We start from the raw sequence: 15,715 nt of genomic DNA, 5'->3' as shown, positions 1-15,715 counted from the left end.
TGCACTCCTACAACGTTTAAATCACAGCCATCGCCCCCACTCTCTCCCATAATTTCCAACCCAACGTAAGGACCCTCAATGTCGACCGAACGCATTCACCAGGCCCTCGCCACCTTAACCGACCCCAATGCCAACCGCCCATTACCCGAGCTGGCGGACATCGACATTCAGGAAGGCCAGCCGACCCACATCACCATCACCCTGCCCTACGCGGCGGAACAGTACGCGCGCGGTCTGGCGATGCTGGTCGAGAGCCATCTGGATTCCCAGATCGACGGCCTGGACGCCAAGGTCACGGTAAAATGCGATGTGAAAGCGGTAAACCTGCGCGACAGCGTTCCGGGCATGAATGGTGTGAAGAACATCATCGCCGTGGCGTCCGGCAAGGGCGGCGTCGGCAAGAGCACGACGGCGGTCAACCTGGCACTGGCATTGAAAGCCGAAGGTGCGCGTGTCGGTATTCTGGATGCGGATATCTATGGCCCCAGTGTCGCGACCATGCTGGGCGTCAAAGAAGGCACCCGACCCAAGACAAAGGACGAAAAATTCTTCCTGCCGATCGAAGCCCATGGCCTGCAGAGCATGTCCATGGCTTATTTGGTCACCGAAAAAACGCCGATGGTCTGGCGCGGCCCGATGGTCTCCGGAGCACTGCAACAGTTGCTGACCCAGACCCTGTGGGACGATCTGGATTATCTGGTCATCGACATGCCGCCGGGCACCGGCGATATCCAACTGACGCTGTCACAGAAGGTTCCGGTCTCCGGTGCCGTTATCGTGACCACGCCCCAGGACATTGCCCTGCTCGACGCCCAGAAAGGCATCGAGATGTTCCGCAAGGTGAACATTCCGGTGTTGGGTGTCGTGGAGAATATGGCCATGCACGTCTGCTCCAACTGCGGGCATGTGGAGCACATTTTCGGTGAAGGGGGCGGTGCACGCCTGTCGACGGATTATGACGTGGATTTGCTGGAAAGCCTGCCGCTGGATATCGCGATTCGGACCCAGACCGATGGGGGTGAGCCGACGGTAGTGGCCGAGCCGGATGGGGAAGTGACGGCGCATTATTTGAGCCTGGCGCGGAAGACCGGGGCGGTTTTGGCGTTGCAGGGGGTGGATGAGGGGCCCGAGATTTCTATGGAGTGACCCCCGTAGGAGCGCACTCCGTGCGCGATTTGTAGGAGCGCAGGCCCCTGCGCGACATCGTTCCGTGGCACCATATGATAGAGGTCGCGCACGGCGTGCGCTCCTACACCACCTGCCGCCCCACCGAATAATACGTAAACCCCTTCTTCTTCATCCGCCCCGGCTCGTACAAATTCCGCCCGTCGAACACCAGCGGCTCGGCCAGTTGCTGCTTGAGCAGGTCGAAATCCGGTGCGCGGAACGCTTGCCATTCGGTGACGATGACCAGTGCATCGGCGCCTTTCAGCGCGCTTTCTTTGGTGCCGCACAGCATCAGGTCGTCTCGATCACCGTAGATGCGCTGGGTCTCTTCCATCGCTTCGGGGTCGAACGCCTGCACTTTGGCGCCGGCTTCCCACAGTGCCTCCATCAGCACCCGGCTCGGGGCTTCGCGCATGTCGTCGGTGTTCGGCTTGAAGCTCAGGCCCCAGACGGCGAAGGTCTTGCCGTTCAGGTCGCCGTTGTAGTGCGCCTGGATCTTGCGGAACAGGGTGGTCTTCTGGTCGTAGTTGCGCGATTCGACGGCTTTTAGGATCTCAGCGTTGAAGTCGATGCCGTCGGCGGTGCGGATCAGCGCCTGGACGTCTTTCGGGAAGCAGGAGCCGCCGTAGCCGACACCCGGGTAGATGAAGTGATAGCCGATGCGCGGGTCACTGCCGATGCCCTGGCGGACGGCTTCAATGTCCGCGCCGAGGCGTTCAGCCAGGTTGGCGATCTCGTTCATGAAGCTGATTTTTGTAGCCAGCATGCAGTTGGCGGCGTACTTGGTCAGTTCGGCGCTGCGCACGTCCATGACGATGATCTTGTCGTGGTTGCGGTTGAACGGGGCGTAAAGCTCGCGCAGGGCTTCTTCGGCGGCTTTGCTGTCGGTGCCGATGACGACACGGTCGGGGCGCATGCAGTCGTTGACGGCGGCGCCTTCTTTCAGGAATTCGGGGTTGGAGACGACGTCGAAAGTGAGATTGTCGCGCACGGAGTGCGCTCCCACGCGAGTATCGAGCACTTCCTGGACGGCGGCTTTGACTTTGTCAGCGGTGCCGACCGGTACGGTGGACTTGTTGATGATGATCTTGTGACCGTCCATGTGCTCGGCGATGGAGCGGGCGACGGTCAGCACGTATTTCAAATCGGCGCTGCCGTCTTCGTCCGGCGGGGTGCCGACGGCGATGAACTGGATGTCGCCGTGGGCAACGCCTTCGGCGGCGTCGGTGGTGAAGTTGAGGCGGCCGGACTGATGGTTGTCTTTCACCATGGGCTCCAGGCCCGGCTCGTAAATCGGGATAATGCCTTGCTTGAGCTTCTCGACGCGGTTCGCGTCCACGTCGACACACATTACATCGTGACCGGCCTCCGCCAGGCAGGTGCCCTGGACCAGACCGACATAACCGATACCAAATACTGTTACTTTCATGGGGAGGATCCCTTTCGCTCAAGGTGTAAAGCGCGGATTGTACCTGAGAATTCTGGTTTGTAGGAGCGTACTCCGTGCGCGATTGGAAGGATAATATGCCACCGATTATGTCGCGCACGGAGTGCGCTCCTACCGTCCGAGGTTGACTGCGGGCTCTCGCACAGTGTTACATCACCGCTCCTCCCAATTCGAGACGCAGTATGGGCGAACTCTTTGCTTTGCTGGCGGCGCTGTCGTGGACAGTGGCGGCCTATGGTTTCCGTCATCTCGGCGGTACCCTGGCTCCGTTGCAGCTGAATTTCTGGAAAGGGCTGCTGGCCTGCATCGGTCTGGCGGTTCTGATGGCGGCGACCGGTCAGTGGGTCGCCATCCCCGAGGATGTCTGGTGGCCGCTGATTCTGAGTGGGGTCATCGGCATCACCCTGGGCGATACGTTTATATTCTCCGCGCTCAATCGCATCGGCGAACGCACGACCCTGTCCATTGCCGAATCCTCCGCTCCGCTGTTCGCCATTCTGCTCGGCATGCTGTGGCTGAACGAGTTCCTGACGCTCTGGCAATGGCTTGGCGCAGCGCTGATCATCCCGGCCCTGTTCTGGGTGCTGGAACCGGGCAACCCGGCCCACCGCAGCCATCCGTTCCTCGGCATGAGCTTCGCCCTCGGCGCGGCCCTGTGTCAGGCGCTGGGCATGGTGTTCATGCGGGAAGTCTTCCTGAGCGTCGATATGCCCGCCAGCCAGGCGTCGTTTTTGCGCCTCAGTGCCGGCATTGTCGCCATTCCGCTGGTGCTGGCGGTGCGCCGACAGCCTTTCTGGCCCCGGCTGACGGCACGCCGCTGGCTGATTCTGGTGGTCAGCACCTTTATCGGGACCTTGCTGGCCATCTGGTTCCAGCAATTGGCGGTGAAGCGGGCCGAGGCGGGTGTCGTCCAGACTTTGATCGCCACCTGCGCCATCATGGCGTTCTCGATCGACCGGATTCGGGGCAGCCGGGCGAGCGGGAAGGCCTGGGTGGGGCTTGGGATGGCGATTATTGGGGTGGCTTTGATTGCTTTGTAGGAGCGCACTCCGTGCGCGACAGGACATGCGGTGGCAACAATGGTCGCGCACGGAGCCGAGTGCGGACCATGGCTCCTACAATCCCCTTAATCCTTCCAACCCACAATCCATAACTAAAAACAATAACAACCAACCCTCATTCACCTTGTTAGGCATATATCATTTCACGATAATACCCACCCTTATTAATAGATGCTGGTTGAAGGCCGCTGTCCTATGAGCGAATACATCCTGCTGTTGGTGGGAACCATCCTGGTGAACAATTTCGTCCTGGTTCAGTTTCTGGGCCTGTGTCCGTTCATGGGGGTGTCCAACAAGCTGGATACGGCCGTGGGTATGTCGGCGGCGACGACCTTTGTGCTGACGCTGTCGTCGGTCGCCAGTTACGTGATCTACACTTGGTTGCTGGAGCCTCTGGGGCTGACCTATCTGAAAACCATCAGCTTTATTCTGGTGATCGCCTTTATGGTGCAGTTCACCGAGATGCTGGTGCGCAAGACCAGCCCCCTGCTCTACCGCGTGCTGGGCATCTTCCTGCCATTAATCACCACCAACTGCGCCGTTCTGGGGGTGGCCTTGTTGAACATCAGTCGTCAGAACAGCCTAGTCGAATCGTTTCTTTATGGGTTTGGCGCCGCCGTCGGGTTCTCACTGGTGCTGGTGCTGTTCGCCGCCCTGCGTGAGCGTCTGGCCGTGGCCGACGTTCCCGTGCCGTTTCAAGGCGCGGCCATCGGCATGATCGCAGCCGGCATCATGTCGCTGGCGTTCATGGGTTTTTCCGGTCTGGTGGCCTTGGGGTAAGCGATTATGTGGACAGCCGTTATTACATTGCTGATTCTGGCCGCCGTGCTCGGCGCGCTGCTCGGGTTCGCCTCCGTTCGCTTCAAGCCGGAGGGCAACCCCATCGTCGACGAGATCGACAACATCCTGCCGCAAACCCAGTGTGGCCAGTGCGGCTACCCGGGATGCCGGCCCTACGCCGAGGCCATCGCCGAGGGTGACAAGATCAACAAGTGTCCGCCGGGCGGCGAGGCCACCATCCAGTCCCTGGCGGATCTGCTCGATGTCGAGCCGGAACCGCTGGACGCCGAACACGGCGAGGAAAAAGGCAAGATGGTCGCCATCATCCGCGAGGATGAATGCATCGGCTGCACCAAGTGCATCCAGGCCTGCCCGGTCGACGCCATTCTGGGCGCGGCCAAGCAGATGCACACCGTGATCGAAAGCGAATGCACCGGCTGCGACCTGTGCGTCGAGCCCTGCCCGGTCGACTGCATCGACATGGTGCCGGTCGAGGAAACCCTGCGCACCTGGCATTGGGACAAACCGGCCACCGGTGTAGACCTGATCGCGACCGATGCCACACCGCGCCGGGAGGAAGCCGCATGACACCACAATCCGTGATCGCGTCCGACAAGGTGTTCGACTTCCACGGCGGCATCCACCCGGCCGAGAAGAAAACCATTTCCAACACCACACCGATCGAGACACTGCCGGTTCCGGCCTGCTTGGTGCTGCCGCTGAACATGCACATCGGCGCCCCGGCCGAGCCGGTGGTCGGCGTCGGCAATACCGTGCGCAAGGGCGATGTGCTGGCCAAGGCCGTCGGCGGGGTCAGCGCGGCGGTGCACGCCCCGACCTCCGGTCGCATTTGCGCGATCGAAGACCGGGCCATCCCGCACGAATCCGGCCTGTCCGCGCCCTGCATCGTGCTGGAAGCCGACGGGGAAGACGATTGGCGAGAACGCCACCCGATCAAGGACTGGCAAAGCGCCGATGTCGAGGACCTGATCCAGCGCGTGCGCGACGCGGGTCTGGCCGGCATGGGCGGGGCCGGGTTCCCGACCGACGTCAAATACCGCAACAAGCACAAGCCGATTCACACCCTGCTGATCAACGCCGCCGAGTGCGAGCCCTATATCACGGCCGACGACCGGCTGATGCGTGAGCGGGCGGAGGAGATCGTCCAGGGTGCCGCCATCGCCGCCCGCATGCTGGGCGCGAATACGATTCGCCTCGGCATCGAAGACAACAAACCGGAAGCCCTGGCGGCGATGCATGCCGCCGCCCATCACTGCGATGTGGACATCAAATTCAGCGTCGTCCCGACCAAATACCCGAGCGGCGGCGAGAAACAGCTGATTCAACTGGTCACCGGCGAGGAAGTGCCCAAGCGCGGTTTGCCCAGCGACCTCGGCATCGTCTGCCAGAACGTCGGCACCCTGGCGCAGATTTACCGCGCCGTCGTGCTGGACGAACCGCTGATCAGCCGCATTACCACCGTCACCGGCGAGGCCACCGAACGCCCCGGCAACTATGAGGTGTTGATCGGCACGCCCATCGAAACCGTGCTCAATACCGCTGGCGTCCACCTGAAGAAAGCGGACCGCGTCATCATGGGCGGCCCGATGATGGGCTTCGCCCTGCCGGACATCACCGCCCCGCTGGTGAAGACCACCAACTGTCTGTTGGCGCCGACGCGCACGGAACTGCCGGCGCCGATGCCGGATAATCCGTGCATCCGCTGCGGCATGTGCGAACAGGTGTGTCCCGCCAACCTGCTGCCGCAACAACTGTTGTGGGCCTCGAAACACCGAGACCTGGAAGCGGCCGAACTGCATTCGATCTTCGACTGCATCGAGTGCGGCGCCTGCGCCTATGTCTGCCCGAGCCGCATTCCGCTGGTGCAGTATTATCGCTACGCCAAGGGCGAGATCCGGCATGAGGAAGAAGAGTACCTGAAGTCGGAGAGAGCCCGGGCCCGGTTCGAAGCCCGCCAGGCCCGCCTGGAACGCGAAAAAGCCGAGAAGGAAGCCCGTCGCAAGGCCCGCGCGGAAGCCGCGGCCAAGGCGCGTGCCAAGAAAAACGCCGAAGGCGGTGGCGGCGACGAGAAAGACGATGCCATCAAGGCGGCCATTGCCCGCTCCCAGGCCAAGAAAGCCCAGAAAGCCGAGGCCACGGCGGAAAAAAGCATCGAGGATCTGGAAAAAGCCTTGGAGCTGGCCGCCACCAAGGTCAAGAAAGCCAACGAACGCCTGGTCGTGGCTGAACAGGAGTCCCCGGAAATGGCGCCGGCGCTGCGCAAGGCGCTGGACAAACTCGAAGAGAAACACAGCCAGGCGCAAAAAGCGCTGGATGAAGCCCGGAAAAAGGAAACCCAGTCATGAGCGTCGTCCGCATGACCTCCCCGCACACCACCGGGCCGTTGTCCGTCACCTGGGTTATGGGCATGGTGCTGCTGGCACTGGTGCCCGGCTGGGTGGTATTGGCCGTTTCCTTTGGCTGGGGCTATGTCATCAACATGGCGTTGGCCATGGGCACGGCGGTGCTGGCCGAGGGGTTGATCCTCAAATGGCGCGCCCGCCCGGTCGGTTTTTTCCTGAAAGACCTCAGCGCCCTGGTCACCGCCGCCCTGCTCGCCCTGGCGTTGCCGCCGCTCGCGCCCTGGTGGTTGACCGTGCTGGGCACGCTGATCGCCATCATCTTCGCCAAACAACTGTTCGGGGGCCTCGGGCACAACCCCTTCAACCCGGCCATGGTCGCCTATGCCCTGCTGCTGGTCTCGCTGCCGCTGTACATGACCACCCGCTGGGCCAACCCGGACATGACGCTCGGCCTGTTCGACACCCTGTCCGTCATCTTCATCGGCACCGTGCCGATCGACGGTGCGACGGGCGCCACACCGCTCGATGTCTACAAACTGGACATCGCCCGGCTGACGGCGTCCGAAGTTCTGCAAAAACCGGTCTTCGGCACCTTCGTGGCCGAGGGCTGGGACATCGCCAACCTGGCTTTCCTTGGTGGCGGCGCCTTTCTGTTGTGGAAACGGATCATCACCTGGCACATTCCGGTCAGCTTTCTGGTCGGGCTCGGCGGTATGGCGTTGCTGTTCAGTTGGGACGCCGACGTCCGCGTACCGCTGAGCCTGCATCTGCTCGGCGGCGCCACCATGCTGGGGGCCTTCTTCATCGCCACCGACCCGGTCAGCGCCGCCACCAGCAACAAGGGCAAGCTGGTCTACGGCTTCGGCATCGGCGTGCTGATCTACCTGATCCGGACCTGGGGCAACTACCCGGACGCCGTGGCCTTCGCCGTGCTGCTGATGAACTTCGCAGCACCCCTGATCGACCACTACACCCGGCCCCGCGTCTACGGCCACGAGAAACCGGTGAAAGGCTACAAGAATGAGTGATAACCAGGACACCGTCACCCTGAGTCAGGCGATTCGCCGCAGCGCCATCGGCCTGGGTTTGTTCGCCATCTTCACGGCCGGTATCATCGCCGTCACCCAAACGCTGACCAAAGAGCGGATCGACCGGAACGAAGCGGCCTTCGAGGCGCGCACCCTGTTCGAACTGGTGCCCGAGGACACGTACGACAACGACCTGCTCAACACCCGTTACAGCACCGCCCTGGATACCCTGAGCAATCGGGCCCTGTTGCGCCTGCCGCAACCGGCGGACTGGTTCCAGGCCAAACGGGAGGGCGAGGTCACCGCCGTGCTGTTGCCGCTGGTCGCCCCGGAAGGCTATACCGAGGCCATCCGCTTGATCATGGCGGTGGACCGCGACGGCGAACTGCTCGGCGTTCGGGTGATTCGGCACAAGGAAACCCCCGGCCTGGGCGACCAGATCGAATCCGGCAAGACAGACTGGATACAGAGTTTTGTCGGCGAGTCGTTCGACAAGACCCCGCCCGAAGACTGGGAAGTGAAGAAAGACGGCGGCGAATTCGACCAGCTGACCGGTGCGACCATCACGCCACGGGCCGTGGTTCGCGCCGTGGCCCGGGGGCTCAGGTTTTACACCGAAAACCGGGCCGTACTCCTGTCCAACGAACCCGCGTCGGCCGCTCCCGACACCGACGCGGCCGACACAGCCAATGAAGGTGCCTAATGTCTGAACCGGAAGTCACCCCAGAAGCCACCACGGACACCCGACCGAAAGGCCAGGCCGGGGAACTGACCCGCAACGGCCTGTGGGACAACAACGCCGCCCTGGTGCAGTTGCTCGGTTTATGTCCGCTGCTGGCGGTCACCGGTACCGTGGTCAACGCCCTGGGTCTCGGCATCGCGACCATGGTCGTCCTGGTCGGCTCCAACACCGCTGTCTCGATGATCCGCAACTACGTGCCGGACTCCGTGCGCCTGCCGGCCTTCGTGATGATTATCGCTTCTTTCGTGACCTGCGCCGAACTGCTGATGCAGGCGTTCACTTACGAGCTGTACCAGGTGCTCGGTATTTTCATTCCGCTGATCGTCACCAACTGCACCATCCTCGGCCGTGCCGACGGCTTCGCCCGGAAAAACCCGGTGCTGCCCTCGATGCTCGACGGCTTCATGATGTCACTGGGTTTTCTCGCGGTGCTGCTGGTGCTCGGCGCCATTCGGGAATTGATCGGCCAGGGGACGCTGTTCACCAACATGCAGCTGATTTTCGGCCCGGTGGCCGAGAACTGGCGCATCGAAGTGTTCAAGGATTACCCGGACTTCCTGTTCGCCGTGCTGCCCCCGGGGGCGTTCGTCGGGCTCGGGTTTTTGATCGCGCTGAAAAACCGGATCGACAGCGGTCTTGAGGCACGGGCCGAGCGATTGAAAGACAAGCCCGTGGCTGGGTCGAAGCGGGTTCGGGTGACCGGGAATATTTCATGAACAAACAAAAACGCACCGAAATCTTCACACGCCTACGCGAGGCCAACCCGCATCCGGAAACCGAACTCAATTACACCACGCCGTTCGAACTGCTGGTCGCCGTGGTCCTCTCCGCCCAGGCGACCGACAAGGGCGTGAACAAGGCAACCGACAAACTTTACCCGGTCGCCAACACCCCGCAGGCAATCTACGACCTGGGCCTGGACGGGCTGAAGGAGTACATCAAGACCATTGGCCTGTACAACTCCAAAGCCGAAAACGTCATCAAACTGTGCCGGCAATTGCTGGACAAGCACGGCGGGGAAGTGCCCGACAACCGCAAGGACCTCGAAGCCCTGCCCGGTGTCGGCCGCAAGACCGCCAATGTCGTGCTCAACACCGCCTTCCGCCAGCCCACCATGGCGGTGGACACCCACATCTTTCGCGTCGCCAACCGGACCGGCATCGCACCGGGCAAGAACGTCGTTGAGGTGGAAGACCGATTGATGCGGCTGGTGCCGAAGGAATTTTTGATGGACGCGCACCACTGGCTGATTTTGCACGGGCGATATACCTGTGTGGCGCGAAAGCCACGGTGTGGGGCTTGCTTGATTGAGGATCTGTGCGAGTTTAAGGATAAAACAGTGGAATGATGGGTCGCGCACGGAGTGCGCTCCTACAAATTCGGAGTTGAGTGTAGGAGCGCACTCCGTGCGCGACATCTTTCAAAAGCGGACACACATGCACCCATTCTCCGGCACACTTTCCCTATTTGATCTACACTTCGCCCACCTGTAGCAATCATGTAGGAAAGGGATGTCCGTCTCATGTATCTGACCTTACTGACCGACGCCACCTGTGACCTGCCCTCTTCGGTGATCACCCGCTTCGAAGCCAAAGTTTTACCCACTATTCTGGAACCGCTGAACCGGTCCGATGGCACCTTGTGGGTGGATGACCGCAGCCACAAGCACACCCAGGCGGTCTATCACCGCATGACGGAAAGCAAGGACAAACCCTGGCGTTCACTGGGCGGAGACACCGATGCTTTTATTCTCAATCTGACCGATCACTGGATTTACCATTCCGACAGCCTGCAGGTGATCACTCCGGCCCAGGCCTGGTCACCGACTCACCAAAAACTGCGCGAATCCTCCTTCGTGGTGCAACCGGAACTGGACCAACGCCGCGAAGCGGCCAATCTCAAGGGACACTACCGGGTTCGTCTGCTCGACAGCGGCCAGCTCTACGCCGGCTACGGCCTGGTCATGCACGAGACCATGGACCTGCACCGGGAACACAAAGTCTCCATCGACAAACTGCGCAAACCGCTGGATGCATTTCGCAAGCGGGTGCAGATGCTCTACAGCTGCCCCGACCCCGGACGCCTGCACCGGCTTAAAGACCCACGGTTCGAAACCCTGGGCTGGTTGAAACAGCAACAACTCAGATTGGGCGGCACTCCGATATTCAGTCTGCACGACGACCAGCACAATCTGATCGAACGGGCACCGCGCAAACAGTCGGTGGACCACCTGCTGAACCGTATCCTGGAAGAACTGGAGGAACGTCGCATCACCTACCGCGTCGTCAATGTCAGTTACGCCGGCCCATTGGCCGAGGTTCGTACCCGGCCGTTGTTCCGGAAACTGCATGAGGTGGTGTTGCACCAGGGCGGGCATGTCTGGTTGTCGACGATGAGTGCGACGTCGGCGGTGGAGTTGGGGCGTGGGGCTTTGAGTGTGGCGTTTGTGGTTTGACCCTCTCCCCAGCCCTCTCCCAGAGGGAGAGGGCTGGGGAGAAGGTCAATCCTATCTGATCCGCTCCGCCTTGAACGAATCCAGATTCTGCCCACTCTTCAAAAACCGGGCGAACGACCGCGCCAGAGGTTCATCGAATTCCCCGTCCCGCAATTTCGTCGCCAGCAAATACTGGTACACGGCGATCATCCGGATCAAGGTCGACTCTTCGGGGATCACCCAGGCTTCCATACCGGGTTCGTCCGAGATGATTTGCAAGGCGGTCTGCAGCGCGCCCATATCGACGACGTCGGCCTGGTGGTAGGGGTCGCCCTCGCCACTGGCCAGCCATTCCAGTGAACAGTGGGTGGCTTCGGCGATCTGGCGGGCGCGCGACAAGGTCGGTTCCGACCCTTTCAGGTATTTGCGAACCAGGCTTTCGCCGAGGCCGACGCGGCGGGCGAATTCACTGACGGAGCTGTCGCCGATCAGCTCCAGTAGTCGATCCGAAAATGTCATCAGACTTGGTGTGTACTGGATAGCAAGGTGGTGTTGTGCATGGCGACGCTCTCACCGGCTTCGGTCAAGCGCCAGCGGCCCTGGTCGTCGAACCGAATCAATTCGGTGCCGCGCAGTTGCAGTTTGAGCTGGTCAAACGAGGCCCGGTCCGGTTTGACGTCGGCCACGGCGTGACTGCCGCGCCAGCGACGTTTGATATCCTGCAAGGCCAAAGGCTGCATGTACTCGCTGAGCAGGGTAAACACCTTGTTTTCCGGAATCGGCGTCAGCAGCGGTGCCGCCAGCCAACCAAAGACGGTTTTCCAGGGTACGCTGAGTTCGCCGGACAGAACTTTCAACTGACCCTCGCGAAACGCCTTGCAGTTGAACCGGGTTTTCCAGACCGACTTGGGGTCGTGCAACAGGGACAGATCCGCGATGGTATCCGCTCGATCTTTCTCCATTTCCCGCTTCAACTGGGCCACCTGTTCGCGCAGGGCTTCGAGTTCCCGGTTTTCATGGGGTTCGTCCAGTGCCCGGCACCAGCCCGGTTGCGGGTAGGTTTCCAACACATATTCCACGGCGAGCTCGGCCTTGTCGCGCAGCGTTTCTTCGCTGTCCCATTCGTAGTTGATGCCGGTCTTGGCCTGGGCGATCAGTTCGGTCAAACGGGTTTGATCGATTTCACTGAGAACGGGTTTTTCGTCGCCGGTGTAGATAAAGGAGACGACGGTTTTGTGCGCGGCACGCGCGGCGGCGTAGGTCTGGTGCAGGTAGCCGACGCCTTTTTCGGACAAGGGACCGTATTCGCGACCGATCAACAAAAACACATAATCGGCATCGTTGATGGCGATCTGGTTGAGTTTCCACAGATAGTTGGCCGCGACGGCGGGGAATGGCAAGCCGGTGGGAATGCAACCCTGGGCCATCAGGGCTTCAAAAAGGGCGCTTCGCTCTTTCTGCAGGTGGCGATCCAGCGAGGCCACCATGATCAAGGGTTTGGTATCTGACATCTTATTAAACCGCCTGCAGCTTCCTTTTCGCAGAAGAAGTGTATGAAGTGTAACACAATCCCCGTCTGATGCGACTTCAGGGGCATTCAGAGGCGTTCCCGGTACACGTGCTCAGCCACCGCGACCGGGACGGGTGACTTGCGAAAACGGCGGCAACGGCCAGTCGGTTTCTTCCACCAGATTGATCAGCTCCAGCAGAATCATCGCGGTCAGCCCCCAGATGTGCCAACGCTCGTAGTGATAATGGGGCAGATGAAATTCAATGCCATGCCGCCGAATCGGTTGCAGTTCCGGTTCGGTCGTGGCGAAGAAAGACCAGGGCACGGTAAACCAGCTCTCGATCTCATCGGGGCTGGCCCGACACCCGTCCAACTGCTCGATCACACCGACGTAAGGATACACCTGAACACCGGTTTTGGAGAGCCCGGTGGACAAAGGCCCCAATACGCTCACGCGATCGGGCGGGATGTTCAGTTCTTCATCGGTTTCACGCAGCGCCGTTTGCTGCAGGTCGGCGTCCGAGGTTTCCCACATGCCACCGGGAAACGCCACGTCACCGGGATGGGAATTGAGATGGCTGGCGCGCACGGTCAGCAGCAAGGCTGGCTCGGCTCCCGCCACCATGGGTACCAGAACGCCCGCTCGAGGTTTGTTCAACGACAACAGGGTCGGCTGATGGTCGGCCAACCGATCCCGCATGCGGGCGAGAAGAGACGAATCGGATATCATGAAAAACAATATGGCACAAAGTGTGCCGAAATACCCGGCCAACTGCGGCCTTTTGCATGCATTTTCCTTACCTTTACCCCTTACCTGGACACCTCTGTCCGGGAAATTTACCCACAGTTCACATTTTGAACAATGTCAGTACCAATCCCGCTCCGACGGTGGTAATTTGACCGGGAGGTTTCAAGGAAGAGAGCGGTTCGCGAGGAGACGCTAATGTCTGAGCTCAAGAAAGAACTCCCCAGTTTCGAACAGTTGATGGAGCTGGCCACGAGCGACCCGGACGGGTTGGAAGACCTGCGCCATACGCTGATCGAGGACTTCATCGAGCACGCCCCGGCCAGCCAGCAGCGCCGGCTGAAGGGTCTTCAGTTCATCATCGACATGGAACGCCGCCGGGCCAAGAACCCGGTGCAAAGCTGCATCCGTATGTCGCAGCTGATGTACGACCGGGTCAACACCCTGCGCGACACCCTCAACGATTTCGGCTCCCTGACACCCGACGACGACCGCCCCAAGGCACCGGTGATTCCACTGTTCGGTAACACGCGGGAAGACGAACCGGACCAGTCCTGATAGGCTAATCCCCCAGTCAGACGTTCATAAGCCACAGTCGCGTTCATCGATGAATTTTTGCAGCCATTGCGGACAACCGGTCCGCTTCGACATCCCCGAAATGGACAACCGCCCGCGTTACCTCTGTGACCAGTGCGGCACCATCCATTACCAGAACCCCCGCCTGATCACCGGCACCCTGCCCGTCGCCCCGGACGGCCGTATCCTGCTGTGCAAGCGGGCAATCGAACCCCGCCTCGGCTACTGGACCCTGCCGGCCGGTTTTATGGAAAACGGCGAGACCACGGTCGAAGGCGCCCTGCGTGAGACCGTGGAGGAATCCTGTGTCGATGGCCGGAACCCCACACTGCTGTCGATGATCAGCCTGCCCGAATTCGACCAGGTTCATGTGTTCTACCGCGTAGACATGCCGAATTACGAATTCGACACCACACCGGAAAGCAGCGTGGTGGACTTGTTCGAGGCCGGGGACATCCCCTGGGAGGAGATCGCCTTCCGGACGGTGTCCGCCACCTTGCGGCATTTTTTGGAGCATATTGAGGCCGACCCCGTGCCGGTTTTAAATACGGCCGTGTTTCGCCACAGAAGGTAACGGAACACCGTAGGGCAGAAGTGGTCCGACATTTCGGGCGACAGCGATATCTGCCGTTTAATCCGGTGGCAATGGTGAATGCGCTGGCACTTTTTACTTCCAACGGCAGATATCGCTGTCGCTCTTCTGCCCTACCGTTACAGATCATGCCCCCGTAGGAATGCTCGCCGTGAGCAACACAACTACCCCACCAACGTAAACGTTTACTTTCTTTTTCTCCTGCGCTAACGTACCCCCACTCAACAACAAAAACGCACCATCATGGACCGTAAAACCATCCGCGAAGCCGCCCGTCGGGCCAATGTCTCCGTCGCTTCCATCTCCCGGGCCCTGAACAACAAGCCGGGGCTGGGGGAAGCCACGCGTGCCCGTATTCTGGATGTCTGCGCCGAGCTCGGTTACTCGCCTTCGGTCGCCGCCCGCCAGTTGAAGGAGGGCCGCACGGCCACCGTCGGCCTGAGCATGGGCATGCACGACTGGCAGGTGAACCCCTACGTGTCCATCATGTTCGAACACCTGACCAAGCATCTGCACCGTCGCGGTTTAATGCCGGTGCTCTATCACCACAGCGAGATGGAGACGCTGATCGCGGAAACGGCCTCGGCCATTCTGCTCGGCATCGAGGAAGACGACAGCCGCATCGCCCAATTGCACGAGGCCAAAGTGCCCTTTGTCGCGGTCGGCAAGCGGCACGACGGTTTCTGGGTCTGCCCGGACGACGAACGGGGCGGTATTCTGGCTGCGGAACACTTGGTTGAGCTCGGGTGTCGCGCCCTCGCCTGCGTCGAAATCGATCATCCCAACAAGGGCACCCACCTGCGGGCCGAGGGGTTTCATCGCACCCTGGCCAAGCACGGTCTTGAAGGCGGCACCTGTCGGGTGCCGGATTCCACCACGCCGACCCTGACCAGCTATCGAACGCTGCGCGCCGAATACTCCGAGCGTCCCTTCCCGTTCGACGGTCTGTTCTGCGAGACGGACGAAATCGCCTACGGCGTGCGCACCGCCCTGACCGACCTGGGCTACCGCGTACCCGAAGACGTCAAGTTGGTGGGCTACGATGATCTGCCGGTCTTCAGCGACGGCATCACCACCATCCGACAGGACATCAGCGGCATCGCCGAGGCCGCGACCGACCTCTTGGTGAAAGCCCAGCAGGGCGCGAAAACGCAAACCCGAATAACCCCGGTTACCCTGGTCCGACGCGAAAGCGCCTGACCGCAACGTCGGTCGGGCTCCCAGGCAGTCCGGCCTTTTTAACAACCTGGAACGTAAACGTTTACTCCAA

At 61.0% G+C, this 15,715-nt stretch carries 17 protein-coding genes; 13 read left to right on the top strand and 4 right to left on the bottom strand.

The features are described from left to right. Nucleotides 1-78: 78 nt before the first annotated feature. Nucleotides 79-1,146 carry an iron-sulfur cluster carrier protein ApbC gene (gene apbC / locus IE111_RS14820; RefSeq protein ID WP_189610117.1) on the top strand — a complete coding sequence of 356 codons (1,068 nt, stop codon included), beginning with the start codon at nucleotides 79-81 and terminating at the stop codon, nucleotides 1,144-1,146. A 103-nt stretch (nucleotides 1,147-1,249) separates the two neighbouring features. On the opposite strand, the gene IE111_RS14815 is transcribed toward apbC, so the two are convergent. After that, nucleotides 1,250-2,596, bottom strand: a complete 1,347-nt coding sequence (locus IE111_RS14815) for a UDP-glucose dehydrogenase family protein (protein WP_189610116.1) — start codon at nucleotides 2,594-2,596, stop codon at nucleotides 1,250-1,252. A gap of 200 nt (nucleotides 2,597-2,796) precedes the next feature. Here IE111_RS14815 and IE111_RS14810 point away from each other — a divergent pair, with 200 nt between their 5' ends. The 9 genes from IE111_RS14810 (at nucleotide 2,797) to IE111_RS14770 (ending at nucleotide 11,043) form a co-directional block, all read left to right on the top strand. Then, the gene (locus IE111_RS14810; protein WP_189610114.1) at nucleotides 2,797-3,654 is read left to right on the top strand and encodes a DMT family transporter; all 858 of its coding nucleotides are present in this window, start codon (nucleotides 2,797-2,799) and stop codon (nucleotides 3,652-3,654) included. A 216-nt stretch (nucleotides 3,655-3,870) separates the two neighbouring features. Then, entirely contained in the window at nucleotides 3,871-4,455 is a 585-nt protein-coding gene (rsxA, locus tag IE111_RS14805) for an electron transport complex subunit RsxA (protein ID WP_189610112.1), read from the top strand. A 6-nt stretch (nucleotides 4,456-4,461) separates the two neighbouring features. After that, nucleotides 4,462-5,043, top strand: coding sequence for an electron transport complex subunit RsxB (gene rsxB / locus IE111_RS14800; protein ID WP_189610110.1), 582 nt, complete (start codon nucleotides 4,462-4,464; stop codon nucleotides 5,041-5,043). Then, nucleotides 5,040-6,821: an electron transport complex subunit RsxC gene (gene rsxC / locus IE111_RS14795; protein ID WP_189610108.1), complete on the top strand. Its 1,782-nt coding sequence runs from the start codon at nucleotides 5,040-5,042 to the stop codon at nucleotides 6,819-6,821. The genes rsxB and rsxC overlap by 4 nt, the downstream gene beginning before the upstream one ends. Then, a complete protein-coding gene (locus IE111_RS14790) occupies nucleotides 6,818-7,846 on the top strand; it encodes an RnfABCDGE type electron transport complex subunit D (RefSeq protein WP_189610106.1) in 1,029 nt (342 codons plus the stop codon). Before rsxC ends, IE111_RS14790 begins: the two co-directional genes overlap by 4 nt. After that, nucleotides 7,839-8,549 carry an electron transport complex subunit RsxG gene (gene rsxG / locus IE111_RS14785; protein ID WP_189610105.1) on the top strand — a complete coding sequence of 237 codons (711 nt, stop codon included), beginning with the start codon at nucleotides 7,839-7,841 and terminating at the stop codon, nucleotides 8,547-8,549. Before IE111_RS14790 ends, rsxG begins: the two co-directional genes overlap by 8 nt. Next, nucleotides 8,549-9,304, top strand: a complete 756-nt coding sequence (locus IE111_RS14780) for an electron transport complex subunit E (RefSeq protein ID WP_189610103.1) — start codon at nucleotides 8,549-8,551, stop codon at nucleotides 9,302-9,304. Before rsxG ends, IE111_RS14780 begins: the two co-directional genes overlap by 1 nt. Then, nucleotides 9,301-9,936 (top strand): endonuclease III, encoded by a 636-nt coding sequence (gene nth / locus IE111_RS14775; protein WP_189610101.1) that lies wholly within the window; start codon nucleotides 9,301-9,303, stop codon nucleotides 9,934-9,936. The genes IE111_RS14780 and nth overlap by 4 nt, the downstream gene beginning before the upstream one ends. 174 nt (nucleotides 9,937-10,110) lie before the next feature. Then, nucleotides 10,111-11,043, top strand: coding sequence for a DegV family protein (locus tag IE111_RS14770; protein WP_189610099.1), 933 nt, complete (start codon nucleotides 10,111-10,113; stop codon nucleotides 11,041-11,043). A 51-nt stretch (nucleotides 11,044-11,094) separates the two neighbouring features. Here IE111_RS14770 and IE111_RS14765 read toward each other — a convergent pair whose 3' ends face one another. The 3 genes from IE111_RS14765 to IE111_RS14755 all read right to left on the bottom strand — a co-directional run bounded on the left by IE111_RS14765 (nucleotide 11,095) and on the right by IE111_RS14755 (nucleotide 13,262). Then, nucleotides 11,095-11,541: a helix-turn-helix domain-containing protein gene (locus IE111_RS14765; protein ID WP_229805373.1), complete on the bottom strand. Its 447-nt coding sequence runs from the start codon at nucleotides 11,539-11,541 to the stop codon at nucleotides 11,095-11,097. Next, nucleotides 11,541-12,533 (bottom strand): DUF4062 domain-containing protein, encoded by a 993-nt coding sequence (locus IE111_RS14760; protein ID WP_189610097.1) that lies wholly within the window; start codon nucleotides 12,531-12,533, stop codon nucleotides 11,541-11,543. The genes IE111_RS14765 and IE111_RS14760 overlap by 1 nt, the downstream gene beginning before the upstream one ends. A 111-nt stretch (nucleotides 12,534-12,644) precedes the next feature. Then, complete coding sequence (locus IE111_RS14755) at nucleotides 12,645-13,262, bottom strand: NUDIX hydrolase (protein WP_189610095.1); 618 nt, start codon at nucleotides 13,260-13,262, stop codon at nucleotides 12,645-12,647. Between the two features lie 213 nt (nucleotides 13,263-13,475). Here IE111_RS14755 and IE111_RS14750 point away from each other — a divergent pair, with 213 nt between their 5' ends. The 3 genes from IE111_RS14750 to IE111_RS14740 all read left to right on the top strand — a co-directional run bounded on the left by IE111_RS14750 (nucleotide 13,476) and on the right by IE111_RS14740 (nucleotide 15,645). Continuing rightward, nucleotides 13,476-13,835, top strand: a complete 360-nt coding sequence (locus tag IE111_RS14750) for a DUF3135 domain-containing protein (protein WP_189610093.1) — start codon at nucleotides 13,476-13,478, stop codon at nucleotides 13,833-13,835. 49 nt (nucleotides 13,836-13,884) lie between these two features. Then, nucleotides 13,885-14,427 (top strand): NUDIX hydrolase, encoded by a 543-nt coding sequence (locus tag IE111_RS14745; protein WP_189610092.1) that lies wholly within the window; start codon nucleotides 13,885-13,887, stop codon nucleotides 14,425-14,427. 261 nt (nucleotides 14,428-14,688) lie between these two features. Continuing rightward, nucleotides 14,689-15,645, top strand: coding sequence for a LacI family DNA-binding transcriptional regulator (locus IE111_RS14740; protein WP_189610090.1), 957 nt, complete (start codon nucleotides 14,689-14,691; stop codon nucleotides 15,643-15,645). Nucleotides 15,646-15,715: the final 70 nt, after the last annotated feature.

It is taken from the genome of Saccharospirillum salsuginis, assembly GCF_014651855.1.
Classification (GTDB): Bacteria; Pseudomonadota; Gammaproteobacteria; order Pseudomonadales; family Natronospirillaceae; genus Saccharospirillum; species Saccharospirillum salsuginis.
Note: the sequence above shows the minus strand (reverse complement) of the source record. Positions and strands in the feature narration are given on the sequence as shown.